Below are 17,051 nucleotides of genomic sequence, written 5' to 3'. Positions count from 1 at the left end.
CCCGTTCATGCCGGGAGGGCCGTTTTTTGCAGAGTGCGAAAGGCTGCAAAAGCGAATGACGCAGACAAGAGCGCGCCCGTTACACTGACGCCAGCCATAACGGATGTGTACCATGGCAGGCTGAGCAACGAGACCACAAGGCACGTAACGGCGCTGCCACCTAAGAGCTCTGGCCATGCTCGCTCGGGCCGACGGGCCAGTGCGTAAAGCAGGGTAAGGCCCCAGACGACGAAGAGAATTATCACTTCATACCCGGCTCGGTGCGGCGTCGTAGAGCCGATAAGGCGGTTCGCAATGAAAAAAGATGCGAAAGCGAGAGGCGTACCGGCCAGCATACCGACATTCAGTCGGGCAACGATCCGGTGTCCGCGATGATGGGGACGACGCAGGCGTTTGATCGTCCACAGATGCATGCCGCTGCCGATCAAGGCTGCGAGGGCAAGACCGGACAGGAAGTAGAGCCAGCGTGTTAGGCCGGGGGCGAAGCGGGCGACATGCAGGCCATACAAGAAGGTATAGGCTTTGAGAACGGGGCGGTGTTCGATGTGTTGTTGGATGGTACGCCCTGAAGGACCATCGAAAGTGATGATTTGTGAGGACGTGGTGACAGTATGACCGTTGCCGGCGATCATGGTGACGAGAGAGGCCTGATCGGACGGATTGAACACATAGATCTGTTCCAGTCCCGCGCCGCCGAATTTGCTTTCTGCCTCGCGCAGCATCGGCAGAAAAGGTGCGAGATGGGCGGGATGGCCCGTGGCGGGACGGGAATAGAGAGCCGGGTTGAGTTCGGTATAAGACGCCGTCAGGTCATTGCGATAAAGCGCTTGTGTACTCCATGGCAGGAGTAGCGTGCCGAGTGTGACGGCGCCGGTGAAAGAAATCATCAAGTGAAAGGGCAGGACTGCGACACCGAGCAGGTTGTGCATGTCCAGCCAGCTTCTCTGCCCGCGTGAAGGCCGGAAAGTGAAGAAATCGGCGAAAATGCGTCGGTGGATGATGACACCAGTGATCAGTCCGACAACCAGCGCAAGCGCCGCAAGGGCTGCGATCAGTCGACCCAGCGGATAGGGAAGCTGGAGCTCGAAATGGAAGCGGTAGAAGAATTCACCGCCGAGCGTGTCCCGGATGCCGTCCGGGCTGCCAGTGATGGGATCAAGGGCGCGCTGGATGTAGTTTCCTTTTGCATCCGGCCACAGGGCCGTTGCAAAAGGCTGAAGGGCGTTTGCGCTGGCAACGTACCATGCGCTGGCGGCAGGGGCATTATGGCTCAGCCAGTCCAGCGCCTGCGCGTTCACCACAACCGGATCGGAGGCAGTAGCGGGTAATTCTGGTCTGGCCCAGAGATTGATATCCTGTCGGAACACGCTCAGGGCACCGGAGAGGGCAATGGCGAACAGAACCCAGCCTGTTACGAGGCCCAGAGTAGTATGGACGAGGGCCATAGAGGCACGGAAGGTGTTTTTCATGGATGCCAGCTGCTGCTGAAGACGAAAACGGCCAAGACAAAAGTCAGAACACCAGTCATGGCGGCCAGTCGTCTGATATTTGGGACCCCGAAGGCCGCGATGAAGACGACTGGCCATAACAGCAGGCCAAACAGAATTCCGGCCATGGCGTTATCCGCTCTGGAAAGAGGTAGCCAGAATGCGATGCACACTCCTCCCAGCGCAGATATGATGTATCCGCCCGGAAGCGCTACGACAAAACGCAGGATCGTATCGTAGCGTCGGGAATGCCCGATCAGCGGTTTACCAGCTGAAGCCAATATTGGCCTGCGCGTTGCGGCGCTCTCCGTAATAGCAGAATTCCTGACCGTAAGAGGCATAGCTCAGGCAGTTGGCGATGAAGTTCTTGTCAAAGAGGTTACGGACGCTCGCGCCGACGTTCCAGCCATGAAGGCTGTGCGACAGGTTGGAGAGGTCATAGCGCACCGACGCGTCGAACACGGCATATTGTGGCACCCAGACACTCCCGTAAGACGCTTCGCCGCCATAGGATTTGTTGGAGTAGCGCATGCCGCCGCCGAAGCCGAGACCCTTCGCCGGACCAGAAGGCATCGTGTAAAAAGCGAACAGCGAGGCATTGCCTTTTCCGGATTGGATCAGGGGCTTTCCGGTTGAGTCATCGTGGACTTTCTGGATGCTGACAGCCGCGGTCAGCACGAGGTTGTGGAACGGTTCGGCATGGGCTTCAAACTCGAAACCATCCGAATGGACCAGTCCACTTTGGGCACTGTAGCCCGTGCTGCCGATCCCGACGAGAACATTTGTCTGTTCAATATGGAAACCTGCGGCGGTAAGAAGCAGCGATGTGCCCGGAAGCTGGTATTTCAGACCGCCTTCAAGCTGCTTGCCGACAGACGGGCTGGCCTGATGTACGGTCTTTCCACTATCCGTCGATACATTTCCGGACTGAGGCTGGAAGGATGTCGAGTAGCTGATGTAAGGCGAGAGACCAAAATCGAAATGATACAGGCCAGAAGCGCGCCATGTGATCTGGCTTGGGCTCTGGTTGGTGGTGGTGTGGGACATGTTGTCGGTCTGGTGGGAGCGGTACCAGTCGTTACGCAGGCTCCCGGTCAGGATCAGACGTTTCCAGTGGATTTCGTCCTGACCATAAATGCCAGCCTGATGAGAGTCAGTATTGTAGTTCACCCAAGGACTCAGGGGAGCAATGGCCATCTGATAATCGGGATGGAAAACGTTCATAGGGGGGGCATCGTCATAGAAGCCGACTTCGGAAGCGCTCTGCTGCATGTAGTCGAAGCCGAACATCATGGTGTGACGCAGCGGTCCGGTCCGGACCTTGCCTTTGAATGCGCTGTCAAAGGTCAGATTATGCGTGTGTTCGTTTGTGGCAATGGCTGAGCGGGCCAGCGTATCGTCCTGCCCCGTAACGTAATAGCCGCTGTCATAGACGCTGCGATATTGGGTTTTGATGTCGTCGTAGCGGCCGCGCGTGCTGAAGCTCCAGTCATCGTTGAAACGATGATTGAAGATGTAGGTGATGGCGCCGTGGCGGCGGTTGTATTTTTCGAACGATGTATCGCCGTCATAGAAATTGCGCGGCAAATAGCCGAAAGGTGCGCGTTTGAGAGAACCGACCAGCGGAACGCCACCATAGGTGCCGTTTTCGGGATCGTACTGATAATTGCCGAGGATTGTCAGCGTGGTCGGGCCATCGCCGCCAAACGTGAAGGACGGGCTGATCGAGAAGCGGCGGCTGCCGGTTCGGGCCAGCTGGCTGTGCTGGCCGTTGATGGTGCCGTCGAGGCGGTAGCGGACGAAACCGTTTTTCGTCACGAAGCCGCCGACATCGGCGTCCACGCGATACAGATCGAACATGCCGCCGGTTGCGTTGACGCTGCCATAGGAGCGCTGGTCCGTCGGCAGTCTGCTGGAGAGGGCGACGAGACCACCCGGGCTGGACTGGCCGTAAAGGGCCGATGCTGGGCCTTTGAGGATTTCGATACGATCCAGACGTGACGTGTCGGTCTGGGCGGTGGCGTAACCGGTCGGGCTGTCCTGAAGTTTCAGGCCATCGAGGAATGTCGGAGCCGAAAATCCGCGCAGGGCGAACTGGTCATAGCGCGTTCCGACGCCTCCGCCCCGAAGGTCCGCCGTAATGCCTGCGGTGTAGCGGACGGCCTGATTGAGGTTCAGGACGTTGCGGATATCCATTTCGTTGCGGGTGATGACCGTGACCGATTGGGCGGTTTCGACGAGCGGTGTGTCCGATTTGGTTGCGGAGGATGCAATCGTCGAGGCGCGACGGGCGCGGACCTTAAGCGTCTCTACCGTTTTAGCCTGTGTTCCGACGGTATCGGTTTTTTTTGTCCCGGAGCGCTGGGGGTGTTCCTGTGTGACATTCTGGTCGGCTGCGAAGACTTCTCCACTCATGACGAGGGAGAGGGGTATCGCGTAAAAAATCCTGTTGCGGTGCATACCCGACCTCAAATGACTGTTCATGCTGGTGCGTGATCAGAGGCTGGTATCGCTATTGCGAGTTAGTTGCAAGTAGAAGGATTTAAAATAAGGCTCTGAAAGATTTTATCATGGAAACGAAGTGTTACGGCCCTTGCGCGGAAGAGAAATCCGGGCAGTTTTCTGCCGCCCGGATGGGAAAATTCACCAGACGGTAAATCCTGCATCCACGCTCACGATTGCGCCCGTCATGAGGCTTGCGGCGTCAGAGGCAAGGAACTGCACAACCGAGGCGACTTCGTCGGGCTGGCCGACACGTCCCATCGGGGTTCCGGCAATCCAGGCGTCGTAAAGTTCCGGCTTCTCCATGCCGAAGCGCGTGAGGGTGGTTTCAATATAGGTGGGGGCGACCGCATTGGCGCGGATGCCATGAGGTGCCCATTCGGCGGCCAGCGAGCGGATGTACTGGTGAACACCCGCCTTGGATGCGTTGTAAGCAGCCTGCTGCTGCGGGCGGTTGACGATCAGGCCGGACATGGAGCCGATGGCGACGATCACACCTTTTTTCTGTTCAAGCATGATGCGGCCAGCGGCCTGACAAGAGCGGAACATGCCGTTGAGGTTGATGTCGACCTGTTTGAGCCACTGTCCATCCGTCATGTCCTCGGCCTTGACCTCGGAAATGCAGATCCCTGCACAAGCGACCAGAATGTCCAGACGGCCTTCTTTTTTATGTACACTGCTGACGGCGTTCTGCACGCTTTCCGTTTTTGTGACGTCCATTGGAACGCTGCTGACATCATAGCCCTGATCGCGAAGATCCCGGACGGCCTGCGCTGCGAGGGTTTCGTCGAGATCTGCGATGACGACGCGGGCGCCTGCTTCTGCAAGGGCCGTCACGCAGGCCAGACCGATGTTCTGCGCGCCGCCGGTGACGATGGCGACGCGGTTATCGAGGCGGAGTTTTTCCATGTACATTGTGAATGATCCAGAAAATCAGGCTGCGAGGGGGTGACGGTGACAGGCTTCGAAGGCCAGACCGTCGGGAGCAAAAAGATGACAGTTCCGCGGGGGCAGGGTGAGGCTGACGCGGGTGTCCACCTCCGTGAGCACGGTGCCGTCCGTCTGCACGACAATGATTTCGCCATCTGGCATACGGACATGAACGAGGGTGATGGCGCCGAGGCGTTCGATGACCTCAACGACGCCGCTATTGGGGCCTGAAGACGCCAGTTCGACGTGTTCGGGGCGGATGCCGACCGTCACTTTTGTTCCGGGCAGGAGGCCGGGGGACGTGACTGGGACGTAGAGGATCGATCCGTCCCGGAGTTGCACGCTTGATCCCGCGGCGTCGCCACCTTGGAAAATGGCCGAGAAGAAGTTCATCGGAGGGGAGCCGATGAAGCGGGCCACGAACAGGTTACGCGGGTGATGGTACAGTTCGAGCGGGGAGCCGATCTGTTCGACCACGCCTTTCTGCAGGACGACGATCTTGTCCGCCATGGTCATGGCTTCGACCTGATCATGCGTCACATAGATCGTAGTGGCGCCGAGCTTGCGATGCAGGGCCGAGAGTTCCACGCGCATCTGGCCGCGCAGAGCTGCGTCGAGGTTGGAAAGCGGCTCATCGAACAGGAACACTTTCGGGTTACGCACAATGGCGCGTCCGATGGCGACGCGCTGGCGCTGGCCACCGGAGAGCTGTCCGGGTTTGTGATTCAGATAGGGTTCGAGCTGGAGCGTGCGGGCGACATGTTCGATTTTTGCGCGTCGTTCCGCCTCCGGCATGCCGGAGAGCTTCAGGCCGAATTCCATGTTCTTATAGACGTTCATATGCGGGTAGAGCGCATAGGATTGAAAGACCATCGCCAGACCGCGCTTGCCGGGCTCCACGTCGTTGACGCGCTGGCCGTCAATGAGCAGATCGCCGGAGGTGATGTCCTCAAGCCCCGCGATCATGCGCAGGAGCGTGGATTTTCCGCAGCCTGACGGGCCAACGAAGACCACGAACTCGCGTTCTTCGATCGACAGAGAAATGCCCTTGATGATTTCTTCCGTAAGATACGTCTTGCGGAGGTTTTTGAGTTCGACAGTCGCCATGGGTCAGGCCCCGTTCGTGCAGAAAGAGTGAAGGGAGTGAGCCGGGATCAGAGTCATTTGACGGCTCCGAAGGTCAGGCCGCGGACGAGCTGTTTCTGGCTGATCCAGCCGAAAACGAGGATCGGGGCAACGGCAAGGGTTGAGGCTGCCGAGAGCTTGCCGAAAAACAGTCCCTCTGGCGATGAAAAAGACGCGATGAAGGCTGTCAGCGGGGCTGCATGGGAGGATGTCAGGTTCAGAGACCAGAACGCTTCGTTCCAGCACAGGATGAGCGACAGGAGTGCTGTGGACGCGATGCCAGGCAGGGCAAGCGGCAGGAGCACCATGGTCATTTCCTGCCAGCGTGTAGCACCATCCATGCGGCCCGCTTCGAGAATAGGTGCAGGAACCTCGCGGAAGAACGTGTAGAGCATCCATACGATGATCGGCAGGTTCGTGAGCATGTCCACGATCGCCAGCCCGGTGCAGGTGTCGAGCAGATGCGTGTTACGGGCCAGAATGTAGATCGGCACCAGAACACCCACGGGTGGCAGCATCCGGGTCGAGAGCATCCAGAGCAATGTTCCGCGAGTGCGCTTTGAGGGCATGAACGCCATCGAATAGGCGGCGGGAACAGCCAGCGCGATGGCGACGGCTGTTGCTCCGACCGAGACGATCACGGTATTCAATGCGAAGTGCCAGTAATTGGCGCGCTCGAACACCTCGGCGTAGCTGCTGAGCGTCGGCATGAAGAACAGCTTTGGCGGCGTGGAGATGGCCTGAACTTCGCTTTTGAAGCTCGTCAAAATCATCCAGAAAATCGGGAAGAACAGCCAGAGGGCTATTCCCCATCCAAGAATGGTTACGCCGATCCGGGTGCTGGTTTTTGTCTTGAGCGCCATGTCAGGCCTCCAGATTGCGGGCTACGGCGCGCACCAGAAAAATTGCAACGATATTGGCGATGACGATTGCGACGACACCACCCGCTGAAGCGCCACCCACGTCGAACTGAAGCAAGGCGCGGGAGTAGATCAGATAAGCGAGGTTGGTGGAGGCCACGCCGGGTCCGCCCGCTGTGGTGACAGAGATTTCGGCGAAGATCGTCAGCAGATAGATCGTCTCGATCATGACCACGACACTGATGGCGCGGCCCAGATGCGGCAGGATGATGTAGCGGAAGCGGGCGATCGGCCCTGCACCGTCCATCCGGGCGGCTTCACGCTGTTCTCCGTCCAGCGATTGCACGGCGGTGAGCAGGATCAGAACCGCGAATGGCAGCCATTCCCAGGCGACGATCATCATCACCGTCATGAGCGGAAACCGTGCCAGCCAGTCGATCGGGGTGAGGCCCACGGCCCGCATCATGGCGGAATAGACGCCATAGATCGGGTGCAGCATCAGGTTCTTCCACAACAATGCGGAGACCGTGGGCATGATGAAGAACGGCGAAATGACCATGATGCGGGCAATGCCGCGGCCGAAAAATTCCTGATCGTACAGAACGGCCAGCAGGGTTCCGCCGCCAATGCTGATCAGCAGGACGCCGGCAACGAGGACGAGCGTGTTGAGCAGGGCGTGCAGAAAATCAGGATCGGTCAGCAGGTACCAGTAATTATCGATCCCCGCGAAGCCGTGCAGCGTGGGATCGACGAGGTTGTAGTTCTGCACCGAGTACCACAGCGTCATGACGAGTGGGACGATCGACCAGACCAGAAGGATCAGAACGGACGGAGAGAGGAGCAGGAATCCTGTCCTCTTCGCGGTCTGTACTGTCGCCCCTGCGGGCGGGCTGTGTTCAAGAACGGCCTGCATGGTATCTTAACCTTGATCGGACGGCGTTATCGCGCGCGGCCGGACTGACGGAGTGCGCGGGTGATCGAAGCCTGAGCAGATGTCAGTGCCTGATCGACCGTCATCTGGTCGGACAGGGTTGCTGCGACCGTCTGACCGACCTGAGTGCCGATGGACTGGAACTCGGGGATCGCGACGAACTGAGCGCCTGTGTAGGGACGGGGCTGTGCGGTCGGGCCGTTGGGATCAGCAGTCTTGATGGCGTTCAGGACGAAAGACGCAAAGGGGGCGGCCTTGAGATATTCGGGCGCTGCATAGGTCGAGGCGCGCGTTCCCGGAGGGGCTGCGACCCAGCCTTTCTGTGCAGCCACCAGCTTCACATAATCTTTGGATGTGGCCCATGTGATGAAGGTTTGGGCGTCTGCGCTCTGATGGGAACTGACCGGAACGGCAAGGCTCCAGCTCCACAGCCATGTTGGGCCTTTGCCGTAAGGGCCTTTGGGGGCAGGTGCGAAGCCGACCTTGTCTGCGACCTGCGACTGCTTGGGGTCGAACAGCAGGCCGCCTGCGACCGTGGAGTCAATCCAGATGCCGCAATGACCGCTGGCGAACAGGGCGAGGTTTTCGTTAAAACCATTGGACGTCGCGCCCGGAGGACCGTCAGCCTTAAGGGCAGAGACGTACCAGTTGAGGGTCGCTTTCCAGGCGTCGGATGTCATGGTGGGCTTCCATGACATATCGAACCACTGCGCGCCGAACGTGTTGGCGAGCGAGGAAATATACGCCATGTTTTCGCCCCAGCCGGGCTTGCCGCGCAGACAGATGCCATAGACCTGATTGGGCTTGTCCGTGATTTTATCCGCGAACTGGCGGATCTGGTCGTAGGTGGGCTGTGCAGGCATCGTCAGACCCGCTTTCTGGAACAGGTCCTTGCGGTAATAGGTTATGACGCTCTCGGCATAAAAGGGCAGGGCGTAGAGCTTGCCGTCTGCTGTGAGGCTCTCGCGTACGGACGGCAGGATGTCGTTCATATCATAGGCGTCATCCGGTTTGATTTCGGTGAGCCAGCCCTGTTTGGCCCAGATCGGCACTTCATAATTGCCGATGGTCACGACATCGAACTGACCGGTTTTCATGGCGATATCGGTCGTGACGCGCTGGCGCAGGACGTTTTCTTCAAGCGTGACCCAGTTCAGGTGAATGTCTGGATGGGCTTTTTCGAATTCCGTCGAAAGCTGGCGCATGACAATCATGTCGCCGTTGTTCACGGTGGCAATCGTGAGTGTTCCAGCGGCTTGTGCGTTGGAGAGAACAGAGCCTGCGAGCAGGGCGCCAAGGGTGCAGAGAACTGTACGGGTGGATTTCAGACGAAGCATGGACGTTGGACCTCTGGAAAAGGGTTCTGGCAGATTGCGAATAAAGGACTGAAGAAGAACGGCGGGACCTGTCCTCAGGCGGCGGCCTCCTTTTCCAGAACGTCGCGCATCTGCTGACGCCAGGTGATCTGGTTCGTGAGCATGTCGTGCGCGATACTGCGTTTGGCAGCGTGATATGTGGCGGTGCGGTAATCCGGGACGATCTCGTCTCCCGCATGGCTCATCCGCGCCATAGCCTGTCGCAGGTCAGGGTAGGCCCCGCTTGCGACAGCCCCGAGAATAGCGGCTCCCAAAAGAACGGAATCAGGCTCTGCGGGGAGCAGAATGCGACACCCGGTTGCATTGGCGTGTTCGCGCAGGAAAACGGGGTTCTTGGTGCTGCCGCCGGTCGCAAGGATCGTGTCAATCCGGTAGCCCTTGGCATTCAGGGCGTCGATGATATCTTTCGTGCCGTAAGCGAGACCCTGCACTGTGGCGAGATAGAGCCGCGCCAGATCATCGAGCGTATCAGAGAGCGTCAGACCGCTGATCATGCCTTTCAGAGCTGGATCAGCATGGGGCGAGCGGTTTCCGTGAAAATCCGGAAAGACATGCAGGTCGGACGTGATCGTTCCCGGCAGTGCCTTGGCTTCAAGCGTCTCAATCCGCGCGTTCAGCAGCGCATATACGCTTGTTCCGGCTTTTTCGGCTTCCTGCCTGAGGGAAGCGCCAAGACGATGGCTGGAGATAATAAAGTCGATCAGCGAGCCTGTTGACGACTGACCGGCCTCATTGAGCCACATTCCGGGGATCATGGCGTTCCAGTAGGGCCCCCAAACACCCGAGACGAAACGTGCTTCTTTCGAGACCGCCATATGGCAGCTCGAAGTCCCGCAGATCAGGGAAATTGAGCGCTCAAGTTGCTCATCTGACAAAGACCCTTCCGTATTGAGTCCGAACAGACCAATGCCACCAGCATGGGCATCAATGGCAGAGACGCCCACGGGGATGCCGGGTGTCAGTCCCATTTCAGAAGCGGCTTTAGCGCTCAAGCCAGAATCCAGAGTACCGCCCAACGGACGCACATCATTTCCAATCCGGCTGAAATTGTCAGACGCAAGATCTCCCAGACCGACAGACTGAAAATATCCTTCGTCCCAGCGGTTTTCGTGAGCGAGATAGGTCCATTTGCAGGCCGTCGAACAGGCAGATCGGGAGAAGGACCCTGTTGCCCGCCATGTCAGAAAGTCCGGCAGATCAAAGAAATGGGCGGCCTGATCGTAGATATGGGGAAGGTGCCGCTTCAGCCAGAGCAGCTTTGGCGTTTCCATTTCAAGGGAAATCGTGCCGCCGACATAACGAAGCACATCATGACCGCCGCGATTGATGTCCTGCGCTTCCTCAAGGGCACGGTGGTCCGCCCAGAGAATGATGTTCTGCTCCGGTGTTCCGTCCGGATCTATCGACAAGGCATTGCCATCCTTATCAAGGACAACAAGAGAGCAGGTTGCGTCGAAACCAATTCCGATAATGCGATAAGGCCCGTTAAGCATTGCCAGCGCGTTACGGGTGGCCTCACAAATGGCCGACCAGATATTGGCGGAAGATTGCTGGGCGTAACCAGCACGCGGTGTCCATGTCTGGATCTTCTGGACGAAAGACGCTTTCTTCTGCCCATCGAGGGTGAAGAGACCAGCCCGGGCGCTACCTGTCCCGACATCAATTCCAAAAACCAGATCCATAACGACACCCAGACCATATGAAGCAGAAAGCAGGCATGACGGATCAGTCATGCCGGAGGTTCCATCTGATCCGTATTGTGATTGAACGTCACACTATGATCGCAAGAACTATCTTTATTTATGTTACATATAACGGTATTGGTGTCCAGAAGGCTGTGAGATATTTTTCTCAAAAAGGTAAACGTGATGGTTAAAGCCGCAGTCCTGAAAATGAGCCTGTTTGCTCAAAGATTTTTATGAGGGGGCCGACCAGATCGCTCTGTTAATTATTCCGCTACTTCGGCAGTAAACTTTTTGAAGTAAAAACCATAATAGACTTCTTCATAGAGGTATTAATGGGTCGATATTGCCAATTAATTTTGATACAAATATGATGTTTTTTTAGTGTATGGAGAAAATGAAAAATATTTTATTTTGAATGATTCTCTAGATGTCGTTTTTTGGTGCTTTAATTATTGCGATAGGAAGCGAAGTGATCCATTTTCTTTAGAAATCCAATTAGAAAAATCGGAAATGAGATGCCTCATATTGAGTTTTGTTTTCTCAAATCCATTCCCGGGCTTAAGTGTTGCAGCATTCAAATAAAGTGAACGACATATTTCTATTTGAATAGCATGAATTTTTTTATCTGGCCTTCCGTAATGTTGTGTAATGTATCCCCCTGAATAAGGTGTATTACGCCTTATTGAATACGATTTTCGTTTCAATATATTTTCAATCTCATCGCTTATTTCTGGTCTACAACTTTTTCCATGTATGTCGCCAAGAACAATGTCGCATGAGTGCGCATAAGGTAATTTGGGCATGGAATGCATTTCCAAAAGAATCACATAACCAAAATGTAGTTGGATGTCGTTTAAAATCATAGAAAGTGCTTCGTGATAAGGAAGCCATGATATGGAAATTCTTTTCATTATTTCGGATATTTCTAAAAGATTACTATGTATTTTCTTTCCATGTGAGATGCAGCGAGGAATAACACCAAATCCTGATTTTACTTTTGAAGTAGAAATAAAATCATTTTTGGGTATTTTTTGCTTGAACATTTCGGGGTCTACTTCACGCCAGTCCCGATTTACATCACACCAAGAGCGAGAAAACTCCGTGCTCAATAGGGTCGCTCCAAAATCAGGAGCATCCTCCATCAATTGATCCATAAACCGATCTTCACTCCGCTGCAGTTCGTGAAGAGGCAAAGCTGCAGTGTTAAGAAAATCAGGAGGGTAGTAGCGACCGGAGTGAGGGGAAGATATGACGAGAGGAATGGCGGTATTCCGAGGATAACCTATCTTAAACGACGGCAGAGGCGAAAGAATTTCCATAATTTTTCATATTCTGCCGCAAAGGGGGTTGCAAGGGGCGCTGGGGAGGGCTAAACAGCGCTTCACCGGATCGGGGGCGCATAGCTCAGCGGTAGAGCACTACCTTGACATGGTAGGGGTCACAGGTTCAATCCCTGTTGCGCCCACCACTCGGTCCGGTAAAAAATCCAATAAAATCTCAGTTTTTAAGAGAAAATTTGGAATTTATCCGACATCTCTTGCTTCCGCATAGTGTCGATATCTATCGACCCAAACCGGACGGCCTAGTCCGCTGTTCAGTGCTGCACTCCTGTGACGCTCACGATACCGACCTTCGTCATATCTACCTAAACGCCCGCGATATCCTGACTGATCGTGACGGGAGACACGGACGCAGCAGACCAGCCAGAGAGGGCACTTTGATTTTATGACATCGGGAATGGTGGCTGGCCGTTGGAAGCAGTCACGCCACCATCCACAGGCATAATAAGGCCTGTGATGTAGGACGCATCCGCGCTTGCCAAAAATGTAATGGCAGCGGCCATGTCTTCTGGCTCTCCCAAGCGCTGTAATGGCACCCGATCTTCCACGCTTTTGACAAATGCCTTGTCTTTGACCGCCTCTGCCGTCATGGCCGTACGCGTGACCGAGGGGCAGATTGCATTGACGCGCACGCCACTCTTGCCGTGGTCCATTGCCATCACACGGGTCAGGTTCACTACGCCGCCTTTCGCGACATCGTAATACGCCGTATTCCAATCTCCTCGCATACCGGAAACCGAAGCGGTGTTGACGATGTTGCCTTTCGCTTTGATCAGCATGGGAAGAAATGTGCGGCTGACGTTCAGAGTGCCGGTGAGGGTGGTCGCGCAGACGGTGCTCCAAGTTGCCAGATCGCAATCCAGAACGGTGCCCATAGCCGTCACACCAGCGTTATTCACCAGAACATCAAGCGTCCCGAAATGTTCCTCGACAAATTTACAGAGAGCCTCAACCTGTTCCGGGACGGAAATATCCGTCAAGGATGGCACGGCATATTTCGGGTCCAGCGCCTTTGTAACGTCATCAAGCTTCGCCTTGTCTCGATCAACGAGGATGACATGAGCGCCCTCGTCAAGAAACCGAAGCGCTGTGGCGTGGCCAATTCCTGAGGCGGCACCCGCAACGAGAATCTTTTTACCCTGAAAACGTGACAATCCGTGGATAGACATGAATGCTTCCCCTGCACAGTTCAGGAGATAAAGCCTCGTCGTGCCGGATGGTTGCAACAATAAGACACTCAGTCTGCCTGACGACGAACCGTCATCCTCGCAAACACCCAGCACTCTTCTCGAAATCGCCACATAACAGTACGATCCTCCATCAATTACGGAGATGTGTTGTTGGCCATGATCAAGAATATTCCAGGTTTTCTCAAACTGGCACGCGCTTTCGACCTGTTCGAAGAAGCGGCCATGGTCATTCTGACTTTATGTATTACCGTCGTTGCATGCGTGGGTCTGCTGCATGTTGTTGTGGCAGTCATCCGCATGGTTTTGGATACAGGACTTGATCCGACCAGTCCGGTTTTGCTTCAGGCCATTTTCGGCATGTTTTTCACTGTGCTGATTGCGCTGGAGTTCAAACACTCCATTCTGGTTATGCCGGGTGGCCAAGCACACAGTATGGCCCGCATGCGATCTGTCCTGCTGATCGGCATGATGGCGACGGTTCGGAAATTCATCGTCCTTGATCTGAATGGCGTGAACGTACAGGAAATGGCGGCACTATCGGGCGCTGTACTGGCTTTGGGCACTGTCTACTGGCTTGTGCGGGGGAAAGTGACGCCGCCATTGGTAGATGGCACAGGTGGCCTGCTTTCAGTCTCCGAAGAACTGCTCAAAAAGCCGTCCTTCGAGGCGGCTTTTCACAACCGTCGTACTTTCGGCATGCCCTTACAGGCTTCAGAACAATACCGAACCTGATCCCAGTCCTTCGCCCATTTCTTGCGCCAAGTGAACGGTCGATCGCAGACCGGACAGACCTTCGACGGAAGATGCTGCTTGGCAGGCTTAGGAGAAATCTTACCCTTTCCTCGAGCCACGCTGTATCTCCAACTCTCTTCTTCAGGCACTCAATTTCCCGCTTCTGCCTGTCGATAAATTGCTCCGTCAACGTGAGCCAGGCCGGAGCAAACGGTCTGATTCTAGTGGCAGATATTTTACTGGGTTTATCACCGCATCAGGTCGTCAGCGAAGCGTCGCAGAAGCGTGTGTAACTGATTGAGGTCAGTATCGGTCCAGTCGACAAGAATACGGTTCGCCAGCCTCTCGCGAGCCGCGTTCAGCACGTCGACCATTTCCTGCCCCTTTCCAGTTACTGTCGCTTCGCGAACGCGCCTGTCCGTTAGGGACGATTTGCGCTCAATAAGATCCAGCTCTTCCAGCTTGCTCATCTGTCGGCTGATGGTCGTATGATCACGCCCTGTACGGTCCGCGAGTTCGACAACGCCGATCGGACCGTAACGCCATACCCGCGCCAGAAGTGGAAACAAGGCGCGATCCAAAGGAATGCCGGCCTCCACAATCAGGCGATCATCCCGACGTGGCCGGTTGATTTCATCGACCAGATCAATGATCGCGGCATGGAGTCCGCGCAGGATATCAGGATCGTGTGCATTATTCACGTTTTTCGTTGCTTTCGATGTCACTTTCAGATACGTGAATATTACACATTTATTCGCGGAGTTGCCAGTGTCTGTCGATATAGACGTCTTGATCGTGGGTGCGGGGGCCGCAGGCCTGACACTTGCCATCGACCTCGCCCGACGCGGGGTTTCGTTCCAACTGATCGAGCAGAACACGCAGCCGTTCAGCGGGTCGCGCGGAAAGGGCATCCAGCCCCGGACGATGGAAATCTTCGAGGATCTCGGTTTCGTCGATCGTGTAGCGGCGGCAGGCGGACCCTATCCGCCGCTCTGTCAGTATCGTCCTGATGGAACCCATAAAATGTCGCTTCTGACGGAAGCGGACGTTTTTCCGACCACAGCCGAGCCCTATGCCGCGCCACTGATGCTGCCGCAGTTCGCAACCGAAGCTGTCATGCGGGAGCGGCTTGCCGAGCTGGGCCATCATTCACATTTTGGGACACGACTGACGGGATTTGAACAGGACGCCCATGGCGTTACAGCGAGGATCGAACAGAAAAACGGCGAACAGGTTGTCCGTGCCCGGTTCCTTGTTGGAACCGATGGTGGCCGCAGTTTTGTGCGTCATGCATTGGCGATCGATTTTCCGGGAGAAGCACTGGGCGTGCGTGCGATTGTTGCCGATGTGCGGCTGGAGGGGTTGGATCGGTCCGTCTGGCATCGTTTCCAGTTCGATTCACCGACGACGCAGGTAATGATTTGCCCGCTAGCTGGGACGGACCTGTTCCAGATTCAGGCCCCTGTGGCTCTGGACGGAGAGGTTGACCTGTCTCCGGCCGGGCTGACCGCGCTCGTCGAAGCCCGGACTGGCAGAGGGGACATTACGGTCCGTTCGGTGTCGTGGTCGTCGGTTTATACAATGAGTGCGCGTCTGGCTGATCGCTACCGGATCGGACGCATCTTCATTGCGGGAGATGCGGCGCATGTTCACCCGCCAACCGGCGGTCAGGGCCTCAATACCAGCGTTCAGGACGTCTATAATCTTGGTTGGAAGCTGGCGTCCGTGCTCGCGGGAGCGCCGGAAGCGCTGCTCGACAGCTACGAGGCAGAGCGTCGACCAATCGCAGCGAACATGCTGCGTCTTTCAACGCGGCTGCTCGGGGAAGCCAAACAGGGCACCATGCGGCGCGATCGCGAAGCGCGTCAGCTCGACCTTGGCTATCGCGGTTCATCGTTGAGCGTGCCCGGTTCGGTAAGCGGCAAAGTGCAGGCGGGCGATCGCGCTCCTGATGCGCCCTGTCGCGGACAGGCCGGGCAGCGGACACGGCTGTTTACGGTTTTTCAAGGGACTCACTGGACCCTGCTTGGCTATGAGGTGCGTGGCCGGTCGTCGGCCATCGCGGGTGTTCGTATCGTCGCCGTCGGCGCGGGGCATGAACTCGTCGATGATGATGGCCATATCGCCGAAGCGTACGGGATCGAACCCGATCACTGGGTGCTCGTGCGTCCGGACGGTTACATTGCCGGAATTTTCTCCTCTGACGGGCTAGAGACGGAGCTTTCGCGCTACTTTGCGCACTTGCTGCCATCTCGTCAGACATACGTTGCCTCGTCGTGAGGCCGGGCTTTTTTCTTGCGCCTGAGCCAATAGGCGTCACGAAGATATTGGGAGGCGCCGTTGCAAATCACGAGATCGCTACGAGAGGTCGTGCGCTTTGGAGTGGCGACACATCACTGACAATGACAGAACTCGTCGCGCGAGCAGCGGCCATATCAGCAATTGCCTTGTCAATCGTGGGGAATTTTTCCGGGCAGATGGCGAATATTCTTTTCCAAGTAATATTGGTATGATTGTCATTTAATCCTATTCTGAGCAACGGGTAGGTAAAAAAATGATAATCTTTTTAAAGAAAGACGACTATAATGACTGAAGCGGGTTCAGCTTCCGAGTATTCGTTGATCAGTAAAAAAATTCACGATAATTACCCGGGAGTATGGCATCTTGGAATTGGTATATTAGGCCAAGATTGGGATACGGAGGGAGATAATCTTCTTGAATGTCTTGCCTCGTTTTGCAGGCATTATAGCCCTTACAGAAGACACCTCCTTGATAATGCTCGAATCTGGTTGACATGGGATGATTTAACACTGGCACGCTGGACTGATGCAGCGATTTTGTACGATTTTCGACGCGAGGAAGAAACGGGAAAATATCCTACAGAACGCGCTTT

At 55.9% G+C, this 17,051-nt stretch carries 15 protein-coding genes and 1 tRNA gene; 3 read left to right on the top strand and 13 right to left on the bottom strand.

What is annotated here, in order from left to right; translation table 11 throughout:
- Nucleotides 1–5 precede the first annotated feature (5 nt).
- The 10 genes from ABDK74_RS02530 to ABDK74_RS02485 form a co-directional block, all read right to left on the bottom strand.
- On the bottom strand, nucleotides 6–1,469 hold the full coding sequence (locus ABDK74_RS02530; protein ID WP_346002581.1) for a PepSY-associated TM helix domain-containing protein: 1,464 nt from the start codon (nucleotides 1,467–1,469) through the stop codon (nucleotides 6–8).
- On the bottom strand, nucleotides 1,466–1,768 hold the full coding sequence (locus tag ABDK74_RS02525; RefSeq protein WP_346002580.1) for a hypothetical protein: 303 nt from the start codon (nucleotides 1,766–1,768) through the stop codon (nucleotides 1,466–1,468). Before ABDK74_RS02525 ends, ABDK74_RS02530 begins: the two co-directional genes overlap by 4 nt.
- Complete coding sequence (locus ABDK74_RS02520) at nucleotides 1,752–3,947, bottom strand: TonB-dependent siderophore receptor (protein ID WP_346002579.1); 2,196 nt, start codon at nucleotides 3,945–3,947, stop codon at nucleotides 1,752–1,754. The genes ABDK74_RS02525 and ABDK74_RS02520 overlap by 17 nt, the downstream gene beginning before the upstream one ends.
- A 183-nt stretch (nucleotides 3,948–4,130) precedes the next feature.
- On the bottom strand, nucleotides 4,131–4,904 hold the full coding sequence (locus ABDK74_RS02515) for an SDR family oxidoreductase (protein WP_346002578.1): 774 nt from the start codon (nucleotides 4,902–4,904) through the stop codon (nucleotides 4,131–4,133).
- An 18-nt stretch (nucleotides 4,905–4,922) separates the two neighbouring features.
- The gene (locus ABDK74_RS02510; RefSeq protein ID WP_346002577.1) at nucleotides 4,923–6,026 is read right to left on the bottom strand and encodes a sn-glycerol-3-phosphate ABC transporter ATP-binding protein UgpC; all 1,104 of its coding nucleotides are present in this window, start codon (nucleotides 6,024–6,026) and stop codon (nucleotides 4,923–4,925) included.
- 53 nt (nucleotides 6,027–6,079) lie between these two features.
- Entirely contained in the window at nucleotides 6,080–6,907 is an 828-nt protein-coding gene (locus ABDK74_RS02505) for a carbohydrate ABC transporter permease (protein ID WP_211564215.1), read from the bottom strand.
- A 1-nt stretch (nucleotide 6,908) separates the two neighbouring features.
- Nucleotides 6,909–7,817 (bottom strand): carbohydrate ABC transporter permease, encoded by a 909-nt coding sequence (locus ABDK74_RS02500; RefSeq protein ID WP_194255662.1) that lies wholly within the window; start codon nucleotides 7,815–7,817, stop codon nucleotides 6,909–6,911.
- Between the two features lie 26 nt (nucleotides 7,818–7,843).
- A complete protein-coding gene (locus tag ABDK74_RS02495) occupies nucleotides 7,844–9,172 on the bottom strand; it encodes a sugar ABC transporter substrate-binding protein (protein WP_346002576.1) in 1,329 nt (442 codons plus the stop codon).
- A 74-nt stretch (nucleotides 9,173–9,246) separates the two neighbouring features.
- Nucleotides 9,247–10,893, bottom strand: coding sequence for an FGGY-family carbohydrate kinase (locus ABDK74_RS02490; protein WP_346004137.1), 1,647 nt, complete (start codon nucleotides 10,891–10,893; stop codon nucleotides 9,247–9,249).
- A gap of 452 nt (nucleotides 10,894–11,345) precedes the next feature.
- Nucleotides 11,346–12,215, bottom strand: a complete 870-nt coding sequence (locus tag ABDK74_RS02485; RefSeq protein ID WP_346002575.1) for an N-formylglutamate amidohydrolase — start codon at nucleotides 12,213–12,215, stop codon at nucleotides 11,346–11,348.
- A gap of 74 nt (nucleotides 12,216–12,289) precedes the next feature.
- Between ABDK74_RS02485 and ABDK74_RS02480 the strand changes: the two genes are divergently transcribed.
- Nucleotides 12,290–12,364: transfer RNA gene (locus ABDK74_RS02480), tRNA-Val, on the top strand.
- Between the two features lie 255 nt (nucleotides 12,365–12,619).
- On the opposite strand, the gene ABDK74_RS02475 is transcribed toward ABDK74_RS02480, so the two are convergent.
- Nucleotides 12,620–13,405 (bottom strand): SDR family oxidoreductase, encoded by a 786-nt coding sequence (locus ABDK74_RS02475; protein WP_346002574.1) that lies wholly within the window; start codon nucleotides 13,403–13,405, stop codon nucleotides 12,620–12,622.
- A 177-nt stretch (nucleotides 13,406–13,582) separates the two neighbouring features.
- Between ABDK74_RS02475 and ABDK74_RS02470 the strand changes: the two genes are divergently transcribed.
- The gene (locus tag ABDK74_RS02470) at nucleotides 13,583–14,158 is read left to right on the top strand and encodes a phosphate-starvation-inducible PsiE family protein (protein WP_346002573.1); all 576 of its coding nucleotides are present in this window, start codon (nucleotides 13,583–13,585) and stop codon (nucleotides 14,156–14,158) included.
- Here ABDK74_RS02470 and ABDK74_RS02465 read toward each other — a convergent pair.
- Both ABDK74_RS02465 and ABDK74_RS02460 read right to left on the bottom strand, forming a co-directional pair.
- The gene (locus tag ABDK74_RS02465; RefSeq protein WP_346002572.1) at nucleotides 14,101–14,277 is read right to left on the bottom strand and encodes a DUF2256 domain-containing protein; all 177 of its coding nucleotides are present in this window, start codon (nucleotides 14,275–14,277) and stop codon (nucleotides 14,101–14,103) included. The genes ABDK74_RS02470 and ABDK74_RS02465 overlap by 58 nt on opposite strands.
- A 129-nt stretch (nucleotides 14,278–14,406) precedes the next feature.
- A complete protein-coding gene (locus ABDK74_RS02460; protein WP_346002571.1) occupies nucleotides 14,407–14,859 on the bottom strand; it encodes a MarR family transcriptional regulator in 453 nt (150 codons plus the stop codon).
- 67 nt (nucleotides 14,860–14,926) lie between these two features.
- Here ABDK74_RS02460 and ABDK74_RS02455 point away from each other — a divergent pair, with 67 nt between their 5' ends.
- Nucleotides 14,927–16,438 carry an FAD-dependent oxidoreductase gene (locus ABDK74_RS02455; protein WP_346002570.1) on the top strand — a complete coding sequence of 504 codons (1,512 nt, stop codon included), beginning with the start codon at nucleotides 14,927–14,929 and terminating at the stop codon, nucleotides 16,436–16,438.
- Nucleotides 16,439–17,051: the final 613 nt, after the last annotated feature.

Origin of the sequence: Gluconobacter sp. OJB (assembly GCF_039638275.1) — a bacterium.
Lineage (GTDB): Bacteria > Pseudomonadota > Alphaproteobacteria > Acetobacterales > Acetobacteraceae > Gluconobacter > Gluconobacter cerevisiae.
The sequence above is the reverse complement of the archived record's forward strand: the minus strand, read 5'-3'. Positions and strand labels throughout refer to the sequence as shown.